Origin of the sequence: Muricaecibacterium torontonense (assembly GCF_004793925.1) — a bacterium.
GTDB lineage: Bacteria > Actinomycetota > Coriobacteriia > Coriobacteriales > Atopobiaceae > Leptogranulimonas > Leptogranulimonas caecicola.
In genome coordinates this window covers 228408-248903 of record NZ_SRYE01000001.1, presented here as the reverse complement: position 1 = coordinate 248903, position 20496 = coordinate 228408, and the positions used below count along the sequence as shown (strand labels likewise).

The window sequence follows — 20496 nt, the reverse complement described above, 5'->3', positions numbered from 1 at the left end:
CTTATTTCAGCGTATTTTTAGACTGTTGTAGATAGATTTATGTTCATAAATATAAAATTAGCTTTGCTTTTATTATTAGCTCATTTACCTCGTACTCTATAACCATTTATTGTGGTTCTTCTTCATACAACCACACCATCTTGATCCTTAGTCCAATGGTTTTGTACTTCAGTTTCTGAATTTTATTGACAGTGGTTGCCTATTTCTGAAAGCAATTTATATTTAGTTAATGATTATTATTATATATTCAGGTATCCTTTAACTTGCATCTTACATCCACCCTGTCTATGTTATGTGGGTGCATATCATTAGTCATAAGTCTCAAAAGAGAGGGCATATATCCTTTACTATAAGCCCACAAAGATTGGATTAATCATGGCCAATGAAAAAGCACGCTCTCTCGAGCTCTTCTATCGCCCCACTTGCCCGTTTTGCCAAAAAGTTTTGCGTTGGATGGAAAACCACAACGTAGACAACGTGACTCTCTTCGACATTACCAGCGATTCTGCAGCAGGACAGCGTCTTGTAGAGGTTGGTGGCAAGAAACAAGTTCCCTGCCTGTTCATCGATGGCAAGCCCATGTATGAGTCTGACGACATCATTGAGTACTTGGGCACCTTGCTAGATCATCAAACAGACGATGTCGCCAAGTAATTCCCTTGTTCCTAAATACAGAGATTATTCTTAGAAGGAACGCTTTATGACCCTCTATTACTTGCCTACCTGCCCTCACTGCCACAGGGTCATCAATTGGATCGAGGCCCATGGGCTCACTAATCGGTTCAATTTTGTAGATGCTTCCAGCGACTCTTCTGCACAGGAAGCACTCTTTCAGGCCTCCAGCGAAGGCAGCGTGCCTTGCCTGGTTACTCCAGAAGGGCGCGCTATTGTAGGCGACACCCCTATCATCGAGTATCTAGAGACTCAGAACGCTTAAGCTCCTAGCGTCTCAAGCGTTACGTCTCGCAGCACATCATTCATTTACGTAAACAACCTCCTTGTTTCCCTGGTAGAGGGAAACAAGGAGGTTGTTTTGTCACACAGGATGCGATTGTGATAAAACAACTCCCTATCACAGCCGCTCATATAGATATAGATTCTAAGACCTTCTGATAAGCTCCGAGACCAGTTTATTTACTTGAGACACTTGGGCTGGGTCGACGTTGACTGCGATATTCTCGGCAGTGTGAGCCAGTGCAGGCACCTCACCGGGATCGCATCCCATTAGCGTCACAGAGCGAATAGAGGCACGCATGGCGGGAGTGGCGTCGGTATCTGCCCAGGGTCGAGGACGCTCTGCCAGAGGAATGTGAACATCTTTGCTTATGCGGCCAAGGAATTTGAGAAGGCGACGGTCAGCACGCCGGTGAGAGATAAGGCCTTCCTGGGAGAGCGCAGTGAGCTGACCCGCTCCCACAGAGTCGAGATTGATAAGGAATGCGCCACGTAGATCCTTGCGATGATTCTCTATGAAAGCTTTAGCTCCTGCATGGTCAAGCTCAGAGGCGCCCACAGCCACGAACCAAATGTCATGGGCCACCAGATCAACGTCGCCAAGAGAGAGAACGGCATCTTGCAGCTCTAGATCGTCACCTTGACCGCCTTCGCGAGTCTCCTCAGAACGAGTAGCACCGCCCTTCCAAGAAGAGCTAGGATCGTCGTCATTAAAGGAATCCCAAGAACCAATGGACTCACCGTTAGACTTGGCGTCAAAGTCCTCATCTACACCAAGCCATGAGGCCATAGACTGCTCATCGGCAGCGTTCTTGCGATTCGCACGACGGGTCTTTGCACGACGTTTGGCAGTTTGGGTTTGATCAACCACTTCGAGAGGTTGAATGGGTACTGCGTCCGCAGCCATCTGAGAATTCTCATCTGTCACAGGGATCTGTCTCACTGTCTCACGATGATACACAGAGGTACCTGCAGGTCCTTGGCTCCTTACTGTTTGGCGCGTCACCACAGTGCCTCCAGATACAGGCTGTTGAGCTGCGGAACCTTCATTGGGCATCTCATAGTTGGAAGCCTCGAGAGAAGATGCATCGAAGTCTTCAGGTGAGAAATCCAAAGGATTAACCTGGCTCAAGGGGCCAGACGCATCCATGGCCAGGGGATCTATCGCAGCCACAGAGGGATCAGGCAGGTCAAAGAGCGCTGCGCGACGGGCCACATTTACCGGGTTCGCAGGTGTGAACGATGAGGTTCCCCAAGAAGGATCGCTGGTTATATCGAACTCCTGCACGCGCTCAGAGATCACTGGTTGAGCCGCTATAGGCATTGCCTGAGTCGAGCCACTGGCATCTTGAGTGGGGGAGGGCACTGCCATATCTGCAGGATCGACGGGAGTGTCAGCCCATGTAACAGAATTCTCCTCAGGCTGAGCCGGCGCCTTTATGCCCGGCTCGACGTTGGTGTCGGCCCAAGTCACCTCATCTTGGCGCGCTTCGATATCTTTATTGGGGCCATGCACCAGCACCGGCGTCTCATCGTCGTGTTCATTGGCCTGGGAGATATGCTCACGCACATTGGAAGTGAACCGCTGAGCCGAGCGAGCAAGTCCGCGGAAGCGCTCGTGAAGCTCTCCCGCAACTTCATTGACGCGAGGCATGCGGCCGGTGGGTTCGCTCACAGCACTGCGCACCTCATGGCTATAGGGAGAGGCTGCTGGCTCTATGGGCGTTTCTTCGAACGATTCTGACTCTTGATAGGCCATAGTGTTTGTAGTGGGTGTAACACCTACTGTCACAACTTCATCTCGATAGATTATCTGACAGGTGGGCGGAAGGATACCTAAGCTCTCCAACACTTCTTGGCCATGGCGCACCGCAGAAGTGGCCTCGACCTTTGCAACTGTCTCTTGTGCTGGTTGCTGACGGGGACCCTCTTGACCATAAGTTATCGTAACAGGTGTATCTACCTGCTGATATTGCTCTCCATTAAAGAGATCTTGGCTTTCTTGAGAGGAGATTGGCTCCTGTTGTTGAGATAGAGCCTCAAACTCATTGGTAAGGTGCTCTTCTAGTTGAGCCGCTTCCTCACCGTTCATCGCACGCATCACATCGTGAGATACACCTAACATGGCAGCCACAGATGCATTGTTATCGTTGGCAGCGCCCGTGAGAGGTCCAAAGTGAGCCACGATGTTATTGATACCCCACAAAAGACCGGGCAGTGCAGCAATCATGCCTATGATCCAGAAGATACGGCAGGGGAGAGAACCTGCCCCAAAGAGTTGGATGACGGCACAGATCAGAGCAATGACAGCGCCCAGGGGAGCTGCCTGATAGATGAAGTGGCTGTAGGGGGAGAGAGCTGGCTTGGCAAGGAGCTCCTCATGACCCGTGTCGTAATGGGCCATCACAATGATGGGACGCACGCCGCGACCGGCATGAGGCCCGCAACCTCTGTGGACACCGATGACGTTTTGGCTGCGCGCGGGAGGCAAAAGCCTGCTCACCACAGGATGACCGGTTACCAACAAGAAAAGGATAGCGGCGCTTAGCACTGCTATTACAAACCCCAACACCGCAAGGCCAATGCCATTGATGCCTGCCACGACAATGCCCACAAATAGAAGCACAAAGGCAATACCTGTTACCAACTTACCGTGGGCTGGCGCCATAATATCCTGGCGCTGCACAGAGAGACCATTCTCGTTGAGCAGAGTCTCGATTATATCTGCCGCTATTACCTCTTCTTGAGTATTGGCAGGAGCGATCTCGATCTTGGAGTCAAGATAGCCGAGGTACTTATCGCTCATGGACATTGGCGTCATCCTCCATGGGTCCGGTGCTGACTAAGCGCACCTATGGCTTCGTTTAGGGGTGCATTGCTCATGGGAGCAAGCCATATACCCGCAAGTATACGACCCCAGCCGTACCCAAAAGCGCTGCTTAGGACATACCTCTTTAACTAACCGCAATTTACACGGGCAGAACTTTGGCCTGTTATGACCCCTTATGGTTGTTCTAGTTCACTCCCATTAATTGTGTTAGTGGGTTACGAAGAGTGCGATACAGCCATGTCTGACAATAATTCTCGGGAATAGGATGACTGAAAGACAACTAAACCTCATTACCCCAGCTAAATGACTAGGTTAACCCTAGAGTTGAACGTTATGGTTATGAGGGGAGCGTTTTTCCAGATCAGGGCCGAACAGTCGTCACTATCACTTGCCGTTTCACAAATACCATAACGTATGTGATAAGAGGACTGTTTTCATCTCGTAAGATCTCACAAGTGAGACTCACAGATATGTCTATTCAGTTATCGAAGTATTCCTATCACTAGTTAAGTGACACTACTCATCACAGTTTTGTATCATACAAACTATAACATCACATAACAGCTGTTAGATATAAGCATCAGCATCCCTCTATTGTTGTGATATGAGAGATCACAAATAGGTATCTTGTTTCATTATTCTGTTTTTGTGCAAATGAAGGCGCTCAGCTCGCAAGAGACTGAGCGCCTTGATCTTTCATGGCTTACCGCAAGAGGAAAGTTAGTCCTTGTGCTGTCGGCGCCATGACTCGATGAACTCTCCCAAATTTGCGCTAGAAATAGTAGACACATTGGCGCTTGGAAGCGCATTGATAAACGTCCTGCCATAGCGCTTGGTCATGAGGCGCTGATCACACAGGATGAGGAGTCCCTTATCGGTAGAAGTGCGAATGAGACGTCCTGCAGCTTGTTTGACAGCGAGGACAGCCTCGGGCAGCGAGTAACGCCACCAAGCACGGCGATCTCGGGCTTCACGCTCCCTTACTAGCGGATCATTGGGATTTGCAAAGGGGAGCTTAGGGATCACCACACAGCGCAGCGTGTCGCCAGCAGCGTCGAACCCTTCCCAGAATGATTTGAGAGCCAGCAAGGAGAGCTCTTTGTCATCAATAAAGCGAGAACGCAGGCGTTGAATATTGGAATTGCGCATCTGATAGGCGACTTCTAAGCCCGCCTCCTTGAGTCGTGGAGCCAAAAGGCTGTTCACGCGTTCAAGATCCCGACGATTGGTAAAGAGTGTAAGCACCGAGCCACCCATAGCTATGTGGATATCATAGAGAGCGTCTACCAGCCGAGGTATGTAGTCGCGTGAGTAGGGATCAGGAAGGTCGTGGGGCACCACTACAGCCATATGATCATCGAAGTCATAGCAAGAGGGGAGTCGAAGCGCCTTAATTTGAGGCTTCTCCTGAGTGGGACTTGTCATAACTCGGTCAAGACCCACATTCTCCATAAAGTGGTCGAAGTTATTGCCAATAGCCAGAGTCGCAGAGCAATAGATTACTGAAAGCATGTCTGGGTACCAGTGGCTGGCCAACTCCTCGCCAATGTCGAGCTTCTCGGCAGCAAGGCGTTCCTGTCCGCGCTTGGCTTTGGTGCGGGGAGCTTCCAGGTAGTAGACATAACTGCTATCGGTACCTGCAAGAATAATGCGTAAGGAGTCAAAGAGCCGAGAAAGGCTATCCAATGGGCGCATCATCTCGCGCGAGGCACTAGGAAGGGCCTCTGTGGCGGCTACCTGAGCCTCACGCAGGAATCGTAGAGCTTCCTCTAGAGCCTTGGCAAAGATTTCACCAGATTCTGCTAGCTGGGACCATTGCTCGGTTTGACGAACATCAGGATTGATCCAGATAGTGGCGTCCTCATAGGCGTTTGCAGGAGCCAACGTCGCCAGCAACAGCATGTCGTCGAAGAAGTTCGCTGAAGCCACCTGGGCGCGATCCAATGCAGCAGCACCCTTCACTAGCAGCCGCTGGGGGAGAGCGGCAGCCTCGGTACCTGCGATTTGATTCATGAGAGTATGGATGGCGCCGGTTTTAGAGGAGCCAAGGGCCGCAAAGGCCTGGCGGGCATCAGCAGCAGAGACTGAGAGGGCCCACTGGCGGCGCGCCTCGTCGGCAAAGGAATGAGCCTCATCAACAACCCAATGGGCCATAGGCGGCAGCAGGCGGTTTTCTGCAGCTACATTCAGCAAAAGCAGCGAGTGGTTGGTCACTACGATGTCAGCGGATGCCGCACGGCGGCGTGCACCGTGAAGCAAACATCCCTCAGTGAAAAAAGGGCAACGGCCATGGAGGCACTCTTCAGGCGTAGTGGTGATCATAGATCTGGGCACATTTCGCCAGCGCACGCCCAAACTATCGAGGTCTCCCTCGGGCATCTGACTTACTGCAGCTAGATTCACTGCGATGGCGGTCAGCATGTCGGCCGCCACAGTGTTTTCCGAGCGCTTGGAGGTATCGACCAAATGGAGCGGCAAATCGCCGTCCATTGCCCTCACGATCTTGCGAAGGCAGGGGTAATGGTCGTAGCCCTTAAGGGCCATGAAGCGCAGGCCACCGGGAAGCACCTGGCTCAATGCGGGCAGCTCCTGGGAAATCAATTGATCTGTGAGCGCATTGGTTTTTGTGGCAACGCCGCAGGTCACATGGTTATCCTTGGCAAAGCGCGCCAACGGATAAAGGTAGGCCATGGACTTGCCCACCCCCGTGCCTGCCTCCACTGCCAGGTGAGAAGAGCTGTCAAGCGCATCCCGTACCGCTTGAGCAAACTCCACCTGCTCAGCGCGCTGCTCAAAGGCTTCGAAGATCTCACCTAAGGCGCCCCCACCGCTAAAGGCCGCCTCAACCTCGGCTGCACTGGGGGCAGTGAGGGAGCAGATCTTCTCGGCAGCGTTGTCTTTCACTTCGTCATGAAGGGCCTCAATGAGCGCTTTGCGGGTCTTGAGCAGCGAGAACTCTGCAGACTCAGCTGATACCGGGGCAAAGGGAGCTGCCGATAAGGACGCGCCCTGGGCAGCAGGGGAGCGGTCCAATGATGCAAGGGGGTTGTTCTCGGCAATATAAGAAAAGAGTTGCCTGTAAGGCCACTGTACCTCGGGATGCATGGCAGCCAGTTGCGCAGCCAAACCCGCGGGCATATGGGCGATGCCTAGCAGCAGGATGCGCCAGATGCCAGAGAGAGCTTCGACATCTGCCATGGCGCGGTGGGAGACAGGGTTGCATTGGAAGGCCTCAGCCAGTGTGGCGAGCCTATGGCTCTTAAGAGCCGGCAACGCGATGCGTGAGAGAGCTAAAGAGTCAATCCAATTAGTGGAGACTCGGTAACCGCCCTGGACATTCTCGATGAACGTTCTATCAAATATTGCATTGTGTGCCACCACGGGGGAGCCTGCCACAAAGTCTGCCAGCTGCGCCACCGCCTGCTTGGCGGCAGGAGCGCCTTTCACATGCTCATTAGTAATGCCGGTGAGCGCGGTGATCTCTTGGGGGATTTCGCCCTTGGGTGCCACGAAGGTTTCGAAGCGATCCACCACTTCGCGACCGCTAATGCGCTGAGCTGCGATTTCTATAAGTTCGCACTCGCGAAACGAGAGGCCTGTGGTCTCGGTATCCAGCACAATGATGTCTTCTTCCAGCGGCCCAAAATCCACCAATGCGGCCTCATGAACCAAGTTTCGATAAGGAGCCTTGATGAACTCCGGAGTCTCTGGAAGGAACAGATCGTCCACGGTTACCGGGAGCTGTTGAGCCATAGGGGCCCTTTCTTCGCGCTGGCTTCAAGAGCCACAAGTATAGGAGAGCGGCACGGCGAGATGATGATGCGATCTGACACCGTGCCGCGCCTGTACATGAGAGGGGATAGATTCGCAGGGTCTACCTGGCCTTTTAGTGACCAGCCTCCAATGCCCACTCTATGAACATACGGCAAAGCTCCGAGAAAGGAATGCCATCATGAGCAGCGGAATCGGGGAGGAGCGAGCGCTCGGTCATGCCGGGGATGGTGTTGGTCTCCAGAATCACCGGGGTGCCGTCATCTTTCACAATGAAGTCGCTGCGCGAGCAACCCGCGCAACCTAAGGCCTGATGGGCCATAACAGCCAGCTCTTGAGCACGCCCATAGACATCAGGGGCCAAGCGTGCGGGCATCACATGATGGAGCTCGCTGGGCTCATACTTGGCTTTGAGGTCGTAGAACTCGCCCTCCATAACCACTTCGACGATAGGCAGGGCGCGAGCGTCCTCATTGCCGATGACAGGCACCGTGATCTCGGTACCAACCACGCACTCCTCAATAAGGGCGTGATCAGAGGACTCCAATGCCAGTTTGACGGCATCGTCGATCTGCTTAGGCGCCGTGACGCGAGTCACACCGTAGCTGGAGCCATTGACGGCAGGCTTGATGAAGAGGGGAAGGCCCAGCTCTTCCACCACTGCACCAGGATTCACCACTTCGCCGCGATGGACGCAGAGGCCGCGAGGCACAGGAATGCCGGCCTGCTCATAAAGCAACTTGGAGACGTCTTTGTCGGCGCCCATGGCGCTTGCGAGCACGCCTGAGAAGGTGTAGGGGATATGCAACACCTCCAGCAGGCCCTGGATGCAGCCATCCTCGCCAAAGGCACCATGCATAGCCACAAACGCCACATCATAATGGCCGCCCGAGAGGGTAACCACGAACTGAGGGTCTGCCACATCGAGCATGTCCACGTGCTCGAACCCAGCCTCTGCCAGCGCCTTAGCCACTGCCTCAGCCGAGCTATGGCTCACATCGCGCTCGTCTGCCCAGCCTCCCCAGAGAAGTGCGACGTGATTTTTCGTGACATCTGTGCTGCTCATGGGCGCTCCCAACACCTTTGCAACGATAGGAATAGACTTGTAGAACTTACAGTCTGCTCCCGAGGATACCCCACTCATCAGGCCATTTAAGACAAGGAACCACGATGCCCGAGAATCCCCGTACAACCAAAACCAAATCTCCGTCCGCTGCCGATACACCCGCAGCCCCCGTCGCTGGAGGCATTTGTGCCATTGACAGCGAGACGGTAGTTGCCACCTATGATGCCGCCAAGGAAGACGCCAAGAGCGCGAAAACCTCTCGCGCGAAGGTCAATTTGGCAGAACTCTCCCATGATGAGCTGGTCGAGTTTCTCGGCACGCTAGGGGAGCCCGCTTTTCGCGCCAAACAGATCGAGGATTGGGTGCGATCCAAGAACGTGCGCAGCTTTGACGAGATGACCAACCTTTCCAAAACACTGCGCGCGAAGCTGAGCGAGGCAGCCACCTTGGGAGGCGTGACCGAGGTGGCCCGCCAGGAATCTGTCGATGGCAGCCGTAAATATCTTGTGGCTTTTGATGACGGCACCTCCGTGGAATGCGTGGGCATGCCCCATGGCGACAAGCTCTCTGCCTGCGTCTCCACTCAGGCAGGCTGTCGCATGGGATGCCTCTTTTGCGCCACAGGCCAAAGCGGCTTCACCCGTAACCTCACAGCCGATGAGATCTATGCCCAGGCCGCCCATATCGCTCAAGATTTTGGACGCAGAATCACCTCTGTGGTACTCATGGGTCAAGGCGAGCCTTTCGCCAACTACGACGCCACCCTGGAAGCCATGCGTGAGATGAACAGCCCCAAGGGCCTAGGTATTGGCGCACGCCACATCACGGTTTCCACCTGCGGCATCATCCCAGGCATTCGCGCGCTCTCCCAGGAGCCTGAGCAGTTTGGCTTGGCAGTCTCTCTGCACTCTGCCGTGCCCGAGACACGCAACACCTTGATGCCCGGCGTTAAAAAGTACAGCCTCAAGCGCCTGCACGACGCCATGAAGGACTATACCGAGAAGACCCGCCGCCGCCCCACCTATGAGTACGCCATGATCCGCGGCATCAACGACGACGACGCCTCCCTGGATGCCCTGGTGGACTTTTGCGCTGGCACCCTATGTCACGTGAACCTCATTGCATTGAACCATCTTCCGGGCTCAAAACTAGAACCTTCCGATCCTGCTCGCCTGGACGCTTTTGTAAAACGCCTGAGCTCTGTGGGAGTCGAGACCACCATCCGTCAGTCTCGCGGCGCAGACATCGACGCTGCCTGTGGCCAGCTCAAACAACGTAAAGCTGCCAAGTAGCCCAGTAGGGGAGGGGTGGGTTTCCCCATATCTTGCCGAGAAACCCACCCTATGAGTTGAAGCCTATCCCTTACCCCTTGCACACCTAAACTGAGTCTCGACAGAGAAATAGGGCACCCACTAGGGCGCCCTATTTCTTTAACTTGCTACTAAGATGAGAGCTTAGTTGGCGTTGATTAGATTACAGGTCAGCCTGCCTGAATAACTTCACGATTTAATAACCCATCTTTTCCCACTGCTGTGCAATCCAGGCTTGGTTAGCTTCCAGTCTCACTGCCTCTTTACGACTCTCTTCTGACTCTCCCATCTTCTCAGTCATAGACTTGCCAAGATCTATGGCCTTAGAAACAGTGGCCTTGAAATTCTCCCTTGCCTCAGGGGTCAAAAGATAGTGATAGGCAGCATAACCCATTCCCACCACAAAACCAGAAGCCACAATGAGCTTGAGGGGCTTATTCACTGTCGTCATCCTTTTCTTTGGTAGCAATAAGGTCCATAAGGCGCCTCAGATCATCCTCGTCTTTAAACTCAATCTCAATGCGGTTCTTGCCGCGAGACTGACGCACCCTCACATTGGTATCCAACGCCATGCGCAGGGTGCGAGCGGCACGCTTGTAGGACTGTGGGGCTACTAGGCGTGGGGGTTTCTGAGCTTCTGTGCCAGAAAACAGTGGTGCGAGTGTTTCTGTCTGACGTACCGACAGATTGTCTTCTACCACTCGTTTAGCCAGTTTGATGCGACCTTCCTCAGAAGGTACCGCAAGAATAGCCCGCGCATGACCAGATGTAATGAGATGCTCTCGTAGGAGCTGTTGCACCTCTGCAGGGAGATCCAAAAGACGCAATGCATTGGCTATCGCAGGGCGTGACTTAGAAAGAATCTTGGCCAAACCCTCCTGAGTGAGCTGATGAGTCTCAATGAGTTGACTATAGCCTTGGGCCTCTTCAATGGGATCCAAATCAGAGCGCTGAAGATTCTCGATCAAGGCCAGAGAGAACACATCTTCATCGTCAATCTCACGGATGAGTACTGGCACTTCTTCAAGCCCAGCTATCTTGGAAGCTTGATAACGCCGCTCACCAGCAACGATCTCGTAATGAGAACCCTTTTTGCGCACCAGAATAGGTTGAAGCACACCGTGTTGTGCAATAGAATCTGCAAGCTGCTCTAAGGCTTCCTCATCGAAGTTCGAGCGAGGCTGATTGGGGTTAGGCTTAATACGTGCAATAGGGAGGGTAGTCTCCGCATCTTGGCCCACTTCTGCAGAAGACTCAGCCATGAGCGCATTGAGACCTTTTCCTAACCCAGTCTTTTTAGCCACGATCGATCACCTCCTGCGCCAAAGCATTGTAGGACTCGGCGCCACGATTATGAGGGGCATAGAGAGAAATAGGTAACCCATGAGAGGGTGCCTCAGACAGCTTTACCGTGCGGGGAATCACAGAATCAAAGACTTTGTCCCCAAAGAACTGACGAACCTCGTCGACTACCTGATTTGAAAGCAATGTACGGCTGTCATACATAGTCATAAGCACGCCAAAGATATCAAGCTGAGGGTTGAGACTCTTTTGCACCATAGAAGTGGTTTCCATGAGCTTAGTAACGCCTTCTAGCGCGTAGTACTCACATTGGATGGGAATCAGAAGTCCATCAGACGCCATAAGTGCGTTAAGAGTAAGCAAACCTAGCGAAGGAGGGCAGTCTATAAGCACGTAATCGTAATCATCCTTCACAGACTCCAGTGCACGGCGAAGGATGGACTCACGAGCCATCTTGGAGACCAACTCAATTTCTGCACCAGCCAACTGGATAGTGGCAGGTACTAGATTCACATTAGGCTCAACAGTTTCTATAACCAGTTCCACCATGGGTTCATCTTCAAGCAAGGCATTGTAGATATCACCATCTAACTCTTCCTTCTCAATGCCATAACCGCTGGTGGTATTTCCCTGAGGATCAAGGTCTATAACCAGCACACTTTTTCCTGCTTCGCCCAAGGCGGCCGACAGATTCACTGCCGTCGTAGACTTACCGACGCCACCTTTTTGGTTGATAATGGCAAGTACTTTGGCTGGGTTGTCCTCATAGTACGTTTCTTGTTCCACCGAAGACACAAGCCTCTCCTCTCATCGAGTGTTGAAGTCCTAATTACTCCTATTGGCAGTATACAGAGGGTTTCTCTTGTTTCACGTGAAACCATGAGCCCTTCCCATAGACGTCATGGCCTTTAGAAGAATCACTGGGCCTTGCTGAGAAACACATTTATCCCAATGGACGCTTTTTTGCCTCGCCAATGGGACGAGGCAGCTTGAGGACCGGTTTAGTAACTTTTTCAAAAGCAAGAATCTCTCGGTGACCCATAGAGTCAGGAAGTTCTAGCGTTTCACGTGAAACAAGTTTCATGCCTGCTTGCTGAGCTGCTTTAATTCCACTAGTCAGTTCCTCATCGCTTAAGCGACCCTTTGAGACCACTAGTCGTCCGTGAGAAACTAAAAAAGGCTGTGCATACTCAATGAGTACTGGAAGGCCCGCTACTGCACGAGCTACGACAAAGTCATAGGATTCCGGGTGACTAAGAGCGAACTTCTCAGCACGTTCATTAGTAGTAACCACTCGTTCTGAGATATCGAGTGCATCCACAAACTCATCTACGGCACGGATTTTTTTGCCCACAGAGTCCATCAAGGTAAAGGATCGTTGTGTGAGAAGGGCCAGCGGAATTCCAGGAAATCCAGCCCCTGTTCCAATATCCAATACGGCACCAGAGGGATCCTGTGAATGTAACGAGCTTTGCTCGAGGGCTGGTAAAAGGAGCAAAGAATCCAGAATATGAAGGATTAGAGCATCGTCGACAGAAGTGATCCGAGTAAGGTTCATGACCTGGTTTTTCTCAAGCACTAGATCTAGATGCTGGAGTAAAGAGGTCGCCTGGGCATCTGTGAGGTCAATCTTATAGGCCCGTGCCAGATCTTTAAGTTTTGTTTGATAGACAGGGTTTTGAGCGAGGGGAGCGGCAAGAGGGTGTAAACCAGCTTTTGTAGAATCACAAGGAGCTTGCTTGTTGGATGACATAGTACCACCGCCAAAAGTTAGTGATTCAAAAGAAATTGTCAGCTCAAAGCACAATTGCACGTAAGCACAGAGCTATAACTATAGGTCTCAACACTTCTCAGTGTAGCCTCCTCAGAGCTAGAACTTGGTAGTTAAAGACCAACCTAACAGTCACTCTAAAAAAAAGAAGGCCAAGGATCCAGATCCCTAACCTTCTAATGCAACACAATTATCAGATAGATTCAGTCCACTTTGAATGAAAGCTGCTTCTCTCACTCAAGAGCTACTCGCAGCTATTCACCGCACAGACAACCACGTAGCGGTCGGGGTCTTCACCCTCGGAATAGGTAGTGACCTCATCGTCACTGCGTAAAGCGAGATGGACCAAGCGACGTTCGTAGGCATTCATGGGAGAAAGGGAGACAGCCGTATGGCGGCGCTTGGCCTTCTCGGCAGCAGAGAATGCCATGTCGCGAATCTTCTTGCGACGTCGTTCGCGATAACCCTCAATATCCACGATCACAGGAAAGTGGAAGCCTAGCGATCGATTGACTAGAGAAGAAAGAAGCTGTTGGAGCGCTTCCAAAGTGCGACCATGCCGACCAATAAGAATAGCCAGATCGCCTTCAGAGACATCGAGAATAAGCTCGCCTTCGTCACTCTCATACTCGTCGATAGTGGCGTCACCCTCACCAAAGCACGCAAGGATCTGGCGCAGGTAACTCACAGAAAGATCGGCCACCGCATCCATCTCCAGATCGCTCAGAGAGCCAGTCTCAGCGTAATGCTCTTTGATGGCCTCTAGATCCACGGCAGCGTCAAAGGCCTCTTCCAAAGCCTCTCCCTCTTCATCGAGAATGTCCTGGGGATCTACCAGGGGCTGGCCCCTGTCCTCATCCTCGATATCCTCAGCAGAGGTGACCATCACAGACTCGTTCTCCACCTCATCAAAGGCGCCAGAGGTTTCATCAAGATTCATTGGTGCTCCTCTCAATATAAGTAAGGGCACGGACCAAGCAAGTTCCGTGCCCTCCAATCATTTCTAAGAATCAGCCAAGTTTCTTTAGCTTATTACTTCTTTTTGCGGGGACGTGGCTTTTGCTCCTTGCGTACTACGTGTACTTGCACAGGAGCATTGGCGAGGCGCTCAGCCTCCTCTTTCTTATACTTCTCCAGCACGCGATTGGTGATGAACTGGGTTTGAATAACACCCCAGGCAGCCGAGGTGTTGTAGTAGAGCAGTACGCCTACGGGCACCGACCAACCGAACCACACCATCATGCCGGCCATCACCACTCCCATGATGAGAGTCTGAGACTGCTGCTGGCCTGCGGTTGAGTTGCGAGTGTTCATCCACATAGGCAGGAAGGTGAGGCCGCCAAAGAGTAGGTCTAGCAAGATGTAGACCCAAGCGCCAGCAAAGCCAGCAGTGGCCACCACCTGGGCTACCGAGTCAGCCAAAGAGGGGAGAATGCCATAGAAGTGAGCTTCTGTAGGGACCTGCTTAAGCACCGTGAAGAGCGCGAAGAAGATGGGCATCTGCAAAAGCATGGGCAGGCAACCACCAAGGGGATTGAACTTGTGCTCAGAGTAGATCTTGCGAAGCTCCTCTTGCTGACGAACCGGATCGTTAGCGTAGGTCTCTTGAATCTCCAGAAGCTTAGGCTGCAAGACCTGCATCTGCGCAGAAGACCTGGTGGACTTGAGTGTCAGGGGCGTCAAGATCAGACGGATGATAAAGGTTAAGATAATAATGGCAAGACCCCAGTCTCCACAAATATGTTGGAGACCCTCAAGGATCGTTGTTAGAAAGCCGATAAACCATTCCCACATAGGCTGATTCCTTAGAAGTAAACGTCGAGGTTAGGGGACAGGATCATAGCCACCCTTATGAAAAGGATGACAGCGCAGGATGCGCTTGAGGGCAAGCCATCCTCCTCTCAATGCACCATATTTTTGCACCGCCTCCACTGCGTATTGGGAGCAGGTGGGGCTATAGATGCACGACGGCGGAAAGAGAGGGGAGATGTAGCGCTGATAGAACCAGAATAGATGTAACAGGAAACGGGCCGCGAGACTACGCTGGCCTTCAGCCTTCATGATCCATCCTTACCTGAGCCTTAAAAAGCGCTTGTGCGAGGTCTTTGGCTATGTCTTGGGGATGAGAAGCTGCGGTCTTGGGAGTTGCGAACAAAATGATGTCGTAACCAGACAAAGGCAGCCCACAACTGCGAGCTGCCTCCCTGAGAACCCGTTTAGCGCGATTTCTAAAGACCGCATTGCCCAGCCGTTTGGCGCAGACAAAGGCCACACTACCGTCTTCTGAGGGCACAGGGAGTGCAGTGACACGCACCAATGATGCGCGCCCCCGTTTTCCCTGAGAGAAGACACGCCCAAAGGCTTTGGCCGATTTGAGCGTTCTCATGCGAAAATCCTCTAGACGGTGAGGCGCTTGCGACCCTTGGCACGACGACGAGCAAGAACCTTACGACCGCCGGCAGTGGCCATACGAGCACGAAAACCGTGGCACTTGGCGCGCTTGCGCTTATTAGGCTGATAGGTACGCTTCATGGTAAAGACCCTCCTGGATACTACGTTCAAGCTGCGATGGCAGCACAAGCTCCACGATTGTATGAGCTTGAATCATGGACTGTCAATTGTGGCACACAACCCGCAAATTTGCCCTCTCAGCAGCATCTTCATGCATTGACCACTTCACTGAGGTTAAGAGAGTCTCTCAAACGAGCTTTGCAAGCGCTTGTTTATCCCATTGAAAAGTTCCAAAAACCCGTGCAAGCTTTTGCATGATCGTGAAAGAAATTCTTCACAGGCCATGAAATCCGATAGGTCAGATACCATGGAATGCGCAGGAACTAGAACCCCTTAATAGCAAAGTTTTCCACAAGGAATCATCTCTTGTAGAAAATCACTCTTCTATTGAAAGAAATTGCCTGAAACTTTTCGACAGTCTTTCATAAGCTGTTGAAATCTTCGGAGGACCCCATGGCCGACGCCTTTTATCCCTTCGTCGAGAACCCCTCGACACCCCCACATTCTTCAGGCCACGATGGTCTGAAAGACAGAGCAGAGAGCTCTCAAAACTCCCACATCTCAGGCATTTCCGAGTCATATGTGGCTGCCGAGAAACCCTTACCCTCCCAGCCAGACAACCCTGATGGAGCAGTTCCCTTTGCTTCTGGCGCCCACGCATCCGGGGTGCTGGAAGTCACCTCTGCGGCACGCATCGCGGTCTACGACGATGTAGCCGCAGCTCCCCGCGTGGTTATGGTGGCCCCTCAAGACATTCGCTCCTACCTTGAGGAGATCACTGCCACCGTTAACAAACTGGCCCAAGAGCAGGGCGGAGCCATTCCTTTCACCGTCATTCGCGAGTGCGTTGAGAACCTAATTCACGCCTATTTTCAGGCCCCCACTATCTCAATCCTTGACAAGGGAAACACCATTCGCTTTTCGGACCAGGGCCCTGGTATCCCCAACAAGCGCCTGGCATTGGAATATGGCACCTCAAGCGCCACTGAATCCATGAAACGCTACATTCGCGGCGTGGGATCCGGTTTGCCTTATGCCTCCCAATACATGGCGGACAAGGGCGGCACTCTCACCATTGAAGACAACATTTCCGGAGGCTGCATCGTCACCATCTCGCTGTCCTCCGTTCAGGAGTCCCAAGAACCAGTAGGGCAGGGGTGTGTCCCCTCTGTTACAGCAGCTGAGGTAGGGGTTTCTCGGCAACCAGAGCTGCTGCAACCTGGCTTTGAACAACCAGGGTACGGGCAAGTTCCTCAAGGTTACCCCTACGGACAGCCTCAAGCGCCTGGTTATGGAGCTACGCCTGGTCAGATAACACAGCCTGTCTTTGGACAACCACAACCAGGCTGGGTGCAACCTGCCTACGGACAACCCTTATACGGGCAGCCGTCAGTACCGGGTTATGGACAGCCATCCTATAGAACACCTGTTCCGAGTGGATATCCTTCACCCACTGGAACGCCTGGGATGTCCCAGGGACAGACCCCTTACGTTGGTGTAGGCATAGGTGCTGGTTATGAAGGAGAGCAGCCGTCTCAAATACCTTTGGGCGACGGCTCCATAAGTGGGCGCGACCGAAATGCCCTGATGTACTTGCTTCAACATAGCGAAGGTGGCGGAGCAGAACTTACCGCAGCTTTTGGCAGTTCAGGACCCACATGGAGCCGCACCTTAAAGCACTTAAGCGAATTAGGATTTGTACAAAAACACGGGCAAAAATATCGTCTCACAGAGGTGGGACGCCAATGGACTATCGCTCATTGGCTGTAACATACCAGCTCATAGGCTATATCTGTATGTCCCTAAGAAACATAACCCATAACATGGCCATAGAAATAGAAGGACTCTACACTCAATAACCTGCACATTTCTCCCAAGTTTTCATCACCGGTGACCACTGAGCCACCTCATAGTTGTTACCGTTGCCAAGTTTTCAACATGGGCTTTATAATGGCCATCCTAGGAGAAGGACGGAGTGAAGTTCATGGATGTATTACAAGCCTCGGATGCCCGGCTTTTATGGGAGGACGCGCGTTCTATTTTGCAGTCCCAAGGGGCTACTGAGCAGCTTTTAAATCTCATGGCTTCCTGCAATCCTTTAGCGCTCGAAGACAGTCAGCTGCAGCTGAGCATCCCTTCGAGCTTTGCTAACAGGCTCTTGGAGCGCGAGCGAGACCAGGTAGAAAAGGCGTTGAGCCAGGCAGCCTTTGAGCCCACCACTTTCATGATTGCTGGGGCTCAAGCCTCGTCGCCGGCACCTTCCGCCCCAGAGCCCACCGTGAATACTGCGGCCGCTCAGCCTCAACCGACTTTCACTCCCGCTGCCACTCCCTCGCCTCTTCCGCAGACCCTCGCTTCATCTCCTGCAACCCTGCAGCCAGAGGCGCCGTCAAAGTTCAAGGCCAACCCCTCTTTTGGGGCTCAGACCTCGATGACCATGGAGCAGTGGCAGGCCTATCAGCGTCAGGCTTCTGTGGCCGAGACTCCTGCGCCCCCTCAACCTGCAGCAGCGCAGGTGACCGAGGCTGCACCTAAAAACCCGCTGGTAGAGATTGTGGCCGAGAAAGACGCCACCCTTACCTTCGACACTTTTGTGGAGGCCGAGGAAAACCGTTACGCCCTTCAGGCTGCAAAACAGGTGGCTAACGGCTCGCCCCAGTACAACCCCCTCTTCATCCACGGTAGCTCAGGCTTAGGTAAAACCCACCTGTTGCGTGCCATTCAAAACTACATTGCCGTGAACGACCCTTCCCGCCAATGCGTCTATCGCATCGCCACCGACTTTCGCGATGACTACGTCAAGGCCATGCAGGGAGACCGCTCGGTAAAAGATGCGCTTACCCGCAATTACCAAAACATCGACGTGTTGATCTTGGATGACATCCAACATATCGCCAACGCCCAAGGAACCATGGAGTTCTTCTTCGATACGTTCAATTACCTGATGAGCAACGGCAAGCAAGTGATTCTAGCTGCCGACGTTCCACCCGCAGAGATTGGCATGGATGAGCGTTATTCCAGCCGCATGAGTCAGGGTTTCTCGGTAGCCATACATACACCTACCTTGGAATTCAAGCGAGTACTCATAGAGACGTTTTATGAGCGCATGCATGCAGAGGGCATTCCTGGCACCCTTACTCGCGACGATCTGACTCTTATGGCAGATAGGGCTGGAGGAAACATCCGCTCTATCCGGGCTTTTGTACAAGATTGCCTGCTGCGCTCCACCCATCAAGAAAACGGGCGCCTGGAGCCAGCCGACATCATGGCCGCTGCTGCAGAGCGCTGGTCCCGCGAAGGCCTTCATATCTCTATCGAGGACATCCAGTCGCTGGTGCAGAGCACATACTCGGTATCGCGGCAGGATTTAGTGTCCAACAAGCGCAATAAAGAGATCGCCCAGCCACGCCATATCGCCATTTGGCTTTCGCGCGAGCTCACCGACTCTACACTGCAAGAGATCGGGCGCCATTTTGGTGGCCGCACCCATGCCACAGTGAAGCATTCCATCGCCTGGGTGGAGGAGACCATGGAGACCGACAGGCTCTTTCAAGACCGCGTCAACCGCCTGCGCGATAGATTAGGAGGCTCATAAAACCCCAGGTAAATGCCCTGGAAACTCGATGAGGACTTTCTCGACATCCCAGGTGCGAAAACCCTGAGAATGATGTTCATAAACCGCATGTTTCTGTAGAGGATTTCCACGCGCTCTGAACTTCTGTAGAGAAAATCGAGAGTTCTAAACAGAGACGAATGTTCGCTTCACCGCAAGTACGCTGGGAAAACAGAGGTTTTGAACATATCAACATGTCCTACTAATTACTACTAATTATTTTTTATTTATAAGGAGATAGTAATGCGCTTTGACGTCAGCAAAACCACGCTCCAGGATGCTATCGCCATCGTCTCGAAGGCCACAGCCTCCGGCTCTACGCTCCCCATTCTCACCGGCATTCTTTTGAAGGCTGAGGAAGGCGAGCTTACGCTCCAGGCGACAGACTTGGATGTGTCGCTGCGCCACACCGTTGCCGCCAACGTGCGCGAGCCTGGCTCTACCGTGGTCTCTGGCAAAATTCTGGCCAACCTGGTGAAAACCTTGCGCGGCTCCACTGTCTCCTTTGATTCCGATCACAATAGCATCCAGGTGAAATGCGGTAACTCCCGCTTCAATCTCAATACGCTCAACCCAGTGGATTTCCCTGAGTTCCCTCAGATCGATCCCGAGAAGAGTGTGACTCTGCCGGTGGACACCTTGGCCGACATGGTCAATCGCGTGTACAAGATGACTTCTAAAGACCTTTCTCATCCTATCTTGGGCGGCATCTACCTTACAGTGGATGAGAATCTGGTGCGTCTGGTGGCTACCGACTCCTACCGTTTGGCGGTCTGTGACACCAATGTAGAGACTTCTACGTTGACCGAGAGCTTCCAGGTGATCGTCTCTGGCAACGCGTTCCACGAGGTGCTCTCCACGTTCCCCTCTACCACCGATGACGGTAGTGTGGCAGAGGTGGTGTTGGGAGCCACTGATTCCCAAGTGAGCTTTAGGTGTGGCAATACCCTGTATGTGTCTCGCTGCATTGAGGGCAACTTCCCGGATTATCGCCAGCTTTTGCCCAGCTCCTGCACCACTTCGCTCACACCGCAGCTAGGGGAGTTGCAGGATGCGCTCAAATGCGTCTCGGTAATGACCACTCAGAACCCCCGCGTGCGCTTTGACGTGGATGTGGATGGTGCTCGAGTGACGCTCTCTGCGGTCAACGCCGACATGGGCGATGCGGTGGAGGTGTTGGAGGACATTGAAGTAGAGGGGCAGAACGTCTCCATTGGCCTCAATCATCGCTATGTCTCTGACTGCTTGGCAGCCCTGGGGGACCGCGAGACGGTGTCCATCGAGCTTTTGGGTGAAATGCAGCCGGCTATCTTCAAGTCCTATGGTAAGCCCAACTACTTGCAGCTCATCATGCCCACGAGGCTCTAG

General features: G+C 52.8%; 18 protein-coding genes. 6 read left to right on the top strand and 12 right to left on the bottom strand.

Features of this window, described 5'->3' with window-relative positions; genetic code table 11:
• Positions 1–375 precede the first annotated feature (375 nt).
• Positions 376–654 (top strand): glutaredoxin family protein, encoded by a 279-nt coding sequence (locus tag E5334_RS01115; protein WP_136011765.1) that lies wholly within the window; start codon positions 376–378, stop codon positions 652–654.
• A 46-nt stretch (positions 655–700) separates the two neighbouring features.
• Positions 701–937, top strand: a complete 237-nt coding sequence (locus E5334_RS01110) for a glutaredoxin family protein (RefSeq protein WP_136011764.1) — start codon at positions 701–703, stop codon at positions 935–937.
• Between the two features lie 162 nt (positions 938–1099).
• On the opposite strand, the gene E5334_RS01105 is transcribed toward E5334_RS01110, so the two are convergent.
• From E5334_RS01105 to E5334_RS01095, 3 genes are all read right to left on the bottom strand, one after another.
• A complete protein-coding gene (locus tag E5334_RS01105; protein WP_167604243.1) occupies positions 1100–3760 on the bottom strand; it encodes a M28 family peptidase in 2661 nt (886 codons plus the stop codon).
• Between the two features lie 744 nt (positions 3761–4504).
• Complete coding sequence (locus tag E5334_RS01100) at positions 4505–7537, bottom strand: helicase C-terminal domain-containing protein (RefSeq protein ID WP_136011762.1); 3033 nt, start codon at positions 7535–7537, stop codon at positions 4505–4507.
• A 133-nt stretch (positions 7538–7670) separates the two neighbouring features.
• On the bottom strand, positions 7671–8621 hold the full coding sequence (locus E5334_RS01095) for a D-alanine--D-alanine ligase family protein (RefSeq protein ID WP_136011761.1): 951 nt from the start codon (positions 8619–8621) through the stop codon (positions 7671–7673).
• A 104-nt stretch (positions 8622–8725) separates the two neighbouring features.
• On the opposite strand from E5334_RS01095, the gene rlmN reads away from it, so the two are divergent.
• Entirely contained in the window at positions 8726–9913 is a 1188-nt protein-coding gene (rlmN, locus tag E5334_RS01090; RefSeq protein WP_136011760.1) for a dual-specificity RNA methyltransferase RlmN, read from the top strand.
• Positions 9914–10127: 214 nt separating this feature from the next.
• Here rlmN and E5334_RS01085 read toward each other — a convergent pair whose 3' ends face one another.
• The 9 genes from E5334_RS01085 to rpmH form a co-directional block, all read right to left on the bottom strand.
• Positions 10128–10373: a hypothetical protein gene (locus E5334_RS01085; protein WP_136011759.1), complete on the bottom strand. Its 246-nt coding sequence runs from the start codon at positions 10371–10373 to the stop codon at positions 10128–10130.
• The gene (locus E5334_RS01080; protein WP_289695997.1) at positions 10366–11235 is read right to left on the bottom strand and encodes a ParB/RepB/Spo0J family partition protein; all 870 of its coding nucleotides are present in this window, start codon (positions 11233–11235) and stop codon (positions 10366–10368) included. Before E5334_RS01080 ends, E5334_RS01085 begins: the two co-directional genes overlap by 8 nt.
• Complete coding sequence (locus E5334_RS01075; protein ID WP_275438869.1) at positions 11228–12028, bottom strand: ParA family protein; 801 nt, start codon at positions 12026–12028, stop codon at positions 11228–11230. Before E5334_RS01075 ends, E5334_RS01080 begins: the two co-directional genes overlap by 8 nt.
• 148 nt (positions 12029–12176) lie before the next feature.
• Positions 12177–12986: a 16S rRNA (guanine(527)-N(7))-methyltransferase RsmG gene (rsmG, locus tag E5334_RS01070; RefSeq protein ID WP_136011758.1), complete on the bottom strand. Its 810-nt coding sequence runs from the start codon at positions 12984–12986 to the stop codon at positions 12177–12179.
• A gap of 262 nt (positions 12987–13248) precedes the next feature.
• Complete coding sequence (locus E5334_RS01065) at positions 13249–13944, bottom strand: Jag family protein (RefSeq protein ID WP_275438868.1); 696 nt, start codon at positions 13942–13944, stop codon at positions 13249–13251.
• Positions 13945–14036: 92 nt separating this feature from the next.
• Complete coding sequence (locus E5334_RS01060; protein ID WP_136011757.1) at positions 14037–14798, bottom strand: YidC/Oxa1 family membrane protein insertase; 762 nt, start codon at positions 14796–14798, stop codon at positions 14037–14039.
• A 30-nt stretch (positions 14799–14828) separates the two neighbouring features.
• Positions 14829–15065 (bottom strand): membrane protein insertion efficiency factor YidD, encoded by a 237-nt coding sequence (gene yidD, locus E5334_RS01055; RefSeq protein ID WP_136011756.1) that lies wholly within the window; start codon positions 15063–15065, stop codon positions 14829–14831.
• Complete coding sequence (rnpA, locus tag E5334_RS01050; protein WP_136011755.1) at positions 15055–15390, bottom strand: ribonuclease P protein component; 336 nt, start codon at positions 15388–15390, stop codon at positions 15055–15057. The genes yidD and rnpA overlap by 11 nt, the downstream gene beginning before the upstream one ends.
• A gap of 11 nt (positions 15391–15401) precedes the next feature.
• Positions 15402–15536 (bottom strand): 50S ribosomal protein L34, encoded by a 135-nt coding sequence (gene rpmH / locus E5334_RS01045; RefSeq protein ID WP_136011754.1) that lies wholly within the window; start codon positions 15534–15536, stop codon positions 15402–15404.
• Between the two features lie 432 nt (positions 15537–15968).
• Between rpmH and E5334_RS08710 the strand changes: the two genes are divergently transcribed.
• From E5334_RS08710 to dnaN, 3 genes are all read left to right on the top strand, one after another.
• Positions 15969–17285 carry an ATP-binding protein gene (locus E5334_RS08710; protein WP_275438867.1) on the top strand — a complete coding sequence of 439 codons (1317 nt, stop codon included), beginning with the start codon at positions 15969–15971 and terminating at the stop codon, positions 17283–17285.
• Positions 17286–17499: 214 nt separating this feature from the next.
• Positions 17500–19110 (top strand): chromosomal replication initiator protein DnaA, encoded by a 1611-nt coding sequence (locus tag E5334_RS01035; RefSeq protein ID WP_167604242.1) that lies wholly within the window; start codon positions 17500–17502, stop codon positions 19108–19110.
• Between the two features lie 261 nt (positions 19111–19371).
• Positions 19372–20496, top strand: coding sequence for a DNA polymerase III subunit beta (dnaN, locus tag E5334_RS01030; RefSeq protein ID WP_136011752.1), 1125 nt, complete (start codon positions 19372–19374; stop codon positions 20494–20496).

Excerpts from the sequence above, each read along its gene's own strand:
- rlmN (WP_136011760.1), top strand. The coding sequence starts at position 8,726 with ATGCCCGAGAATCCCCGTACAACCAAAACCAAATCTCCGTCCGCTGCC.
- E5334_RS01115 (WP_136011765.1), top strand. The coding sequence starts at position 376 with ATGGCCAATGAAAAAGCACGCTCTCTCGAGCTCTTCTATCGCCCCACT.
- rpmH (WP_136011754.1), bottom strand. The coding sequence starts at position 15,536 with ATGAAGCGTACCTATCAGCCTAATAAGCGCAAGCGCGCCAAGTGCCAC.
- rnpA (WP_136011755.1), bottom strand. The coding sequence starts at position 15,390 with ATGAGAACGCTCAAATCGGCCAAAGCCTTTGGGCGTGTCTTCTCTCAG.
- E5334_RS01105 (WP_167604243.1), bottom strand. The coding sequence starts at position 3,760 with ATGAGCGATAAGTACCTCGGCTATCTTGACTCCAAGATCGAGATCGCT.
- rsmG (WP_136011758.1), bottom strand. The coding sequence starts at position 12,986 with ATGTCATCCAACAAGCAAGCTCCTTGTGATTCTACAAAAGCTGGTTTA.
- E5334_RS01100 (WP_136011762.1), bottom strand. The coding sequence starts at position 7,537 with ATGGCTCAACAGCTCCCGGTAACCGTGGACGATCTGTTCCTTCCAGAG.
- E5334_RS01065 (WP_275438868.1), bottom strand. The coding sequence starts at position 13,944 with ATGAATCTTGATGAAACCTCTGGCGCCTTTGATGAGGTGGAGAACGAG.
- E5334_RS08710 (WP_275438867.1), top strand. The coding sequence starts at position 15,969 with ATGGCCGACGCCTTTTATCCCTTCGTCGAGAACCCCTCGACACCCCCA.
- yidD (WP_136011756.1), bottom strand. The coding sequence starts at position 15,065 with ATGAAGGCTGAAGGCCAGCGTAGTCTCGCGGCCCGTTTCCTGTTACAT.
- dnaN (WP_136011752.1), top strand. The coding sequence starts at position 19,372 with ATGCGCTTTGACGTCAGCAAAACCACGCTCCAGGATGCTATCGCCATC.
- E5334_RS01095 (WP_136011761.1), bottom strand. The coding sequence starts at position 8,621 with ATGAGCAGCACAGATGTCACGAAAAATCACGTCGCACTTCTCTGGGGA.
- E5334_RS01035 (WP_167604242.1), top strand. The coding sequence starts at position 17,500 with ATGGATGTATTACAAGCCTCGGATGCCCGGCTTTTATGGGAGGACGCG.
- E5334_RS01110 (WP_136011764.1), top strand. The coding sequence starts at position 701 with ATGACCCTCTATTACTTGCCTACCTGCCCTCACTGCCACAGGGTCATC.
- E5334_RS01060 (WP_136011757.1), bottom strand. The coding sequence starts at position 14,798 with ATGTGGGAATGGTTTATCGGCTTTCTAACAACGATCCTTGAGGGTCTC.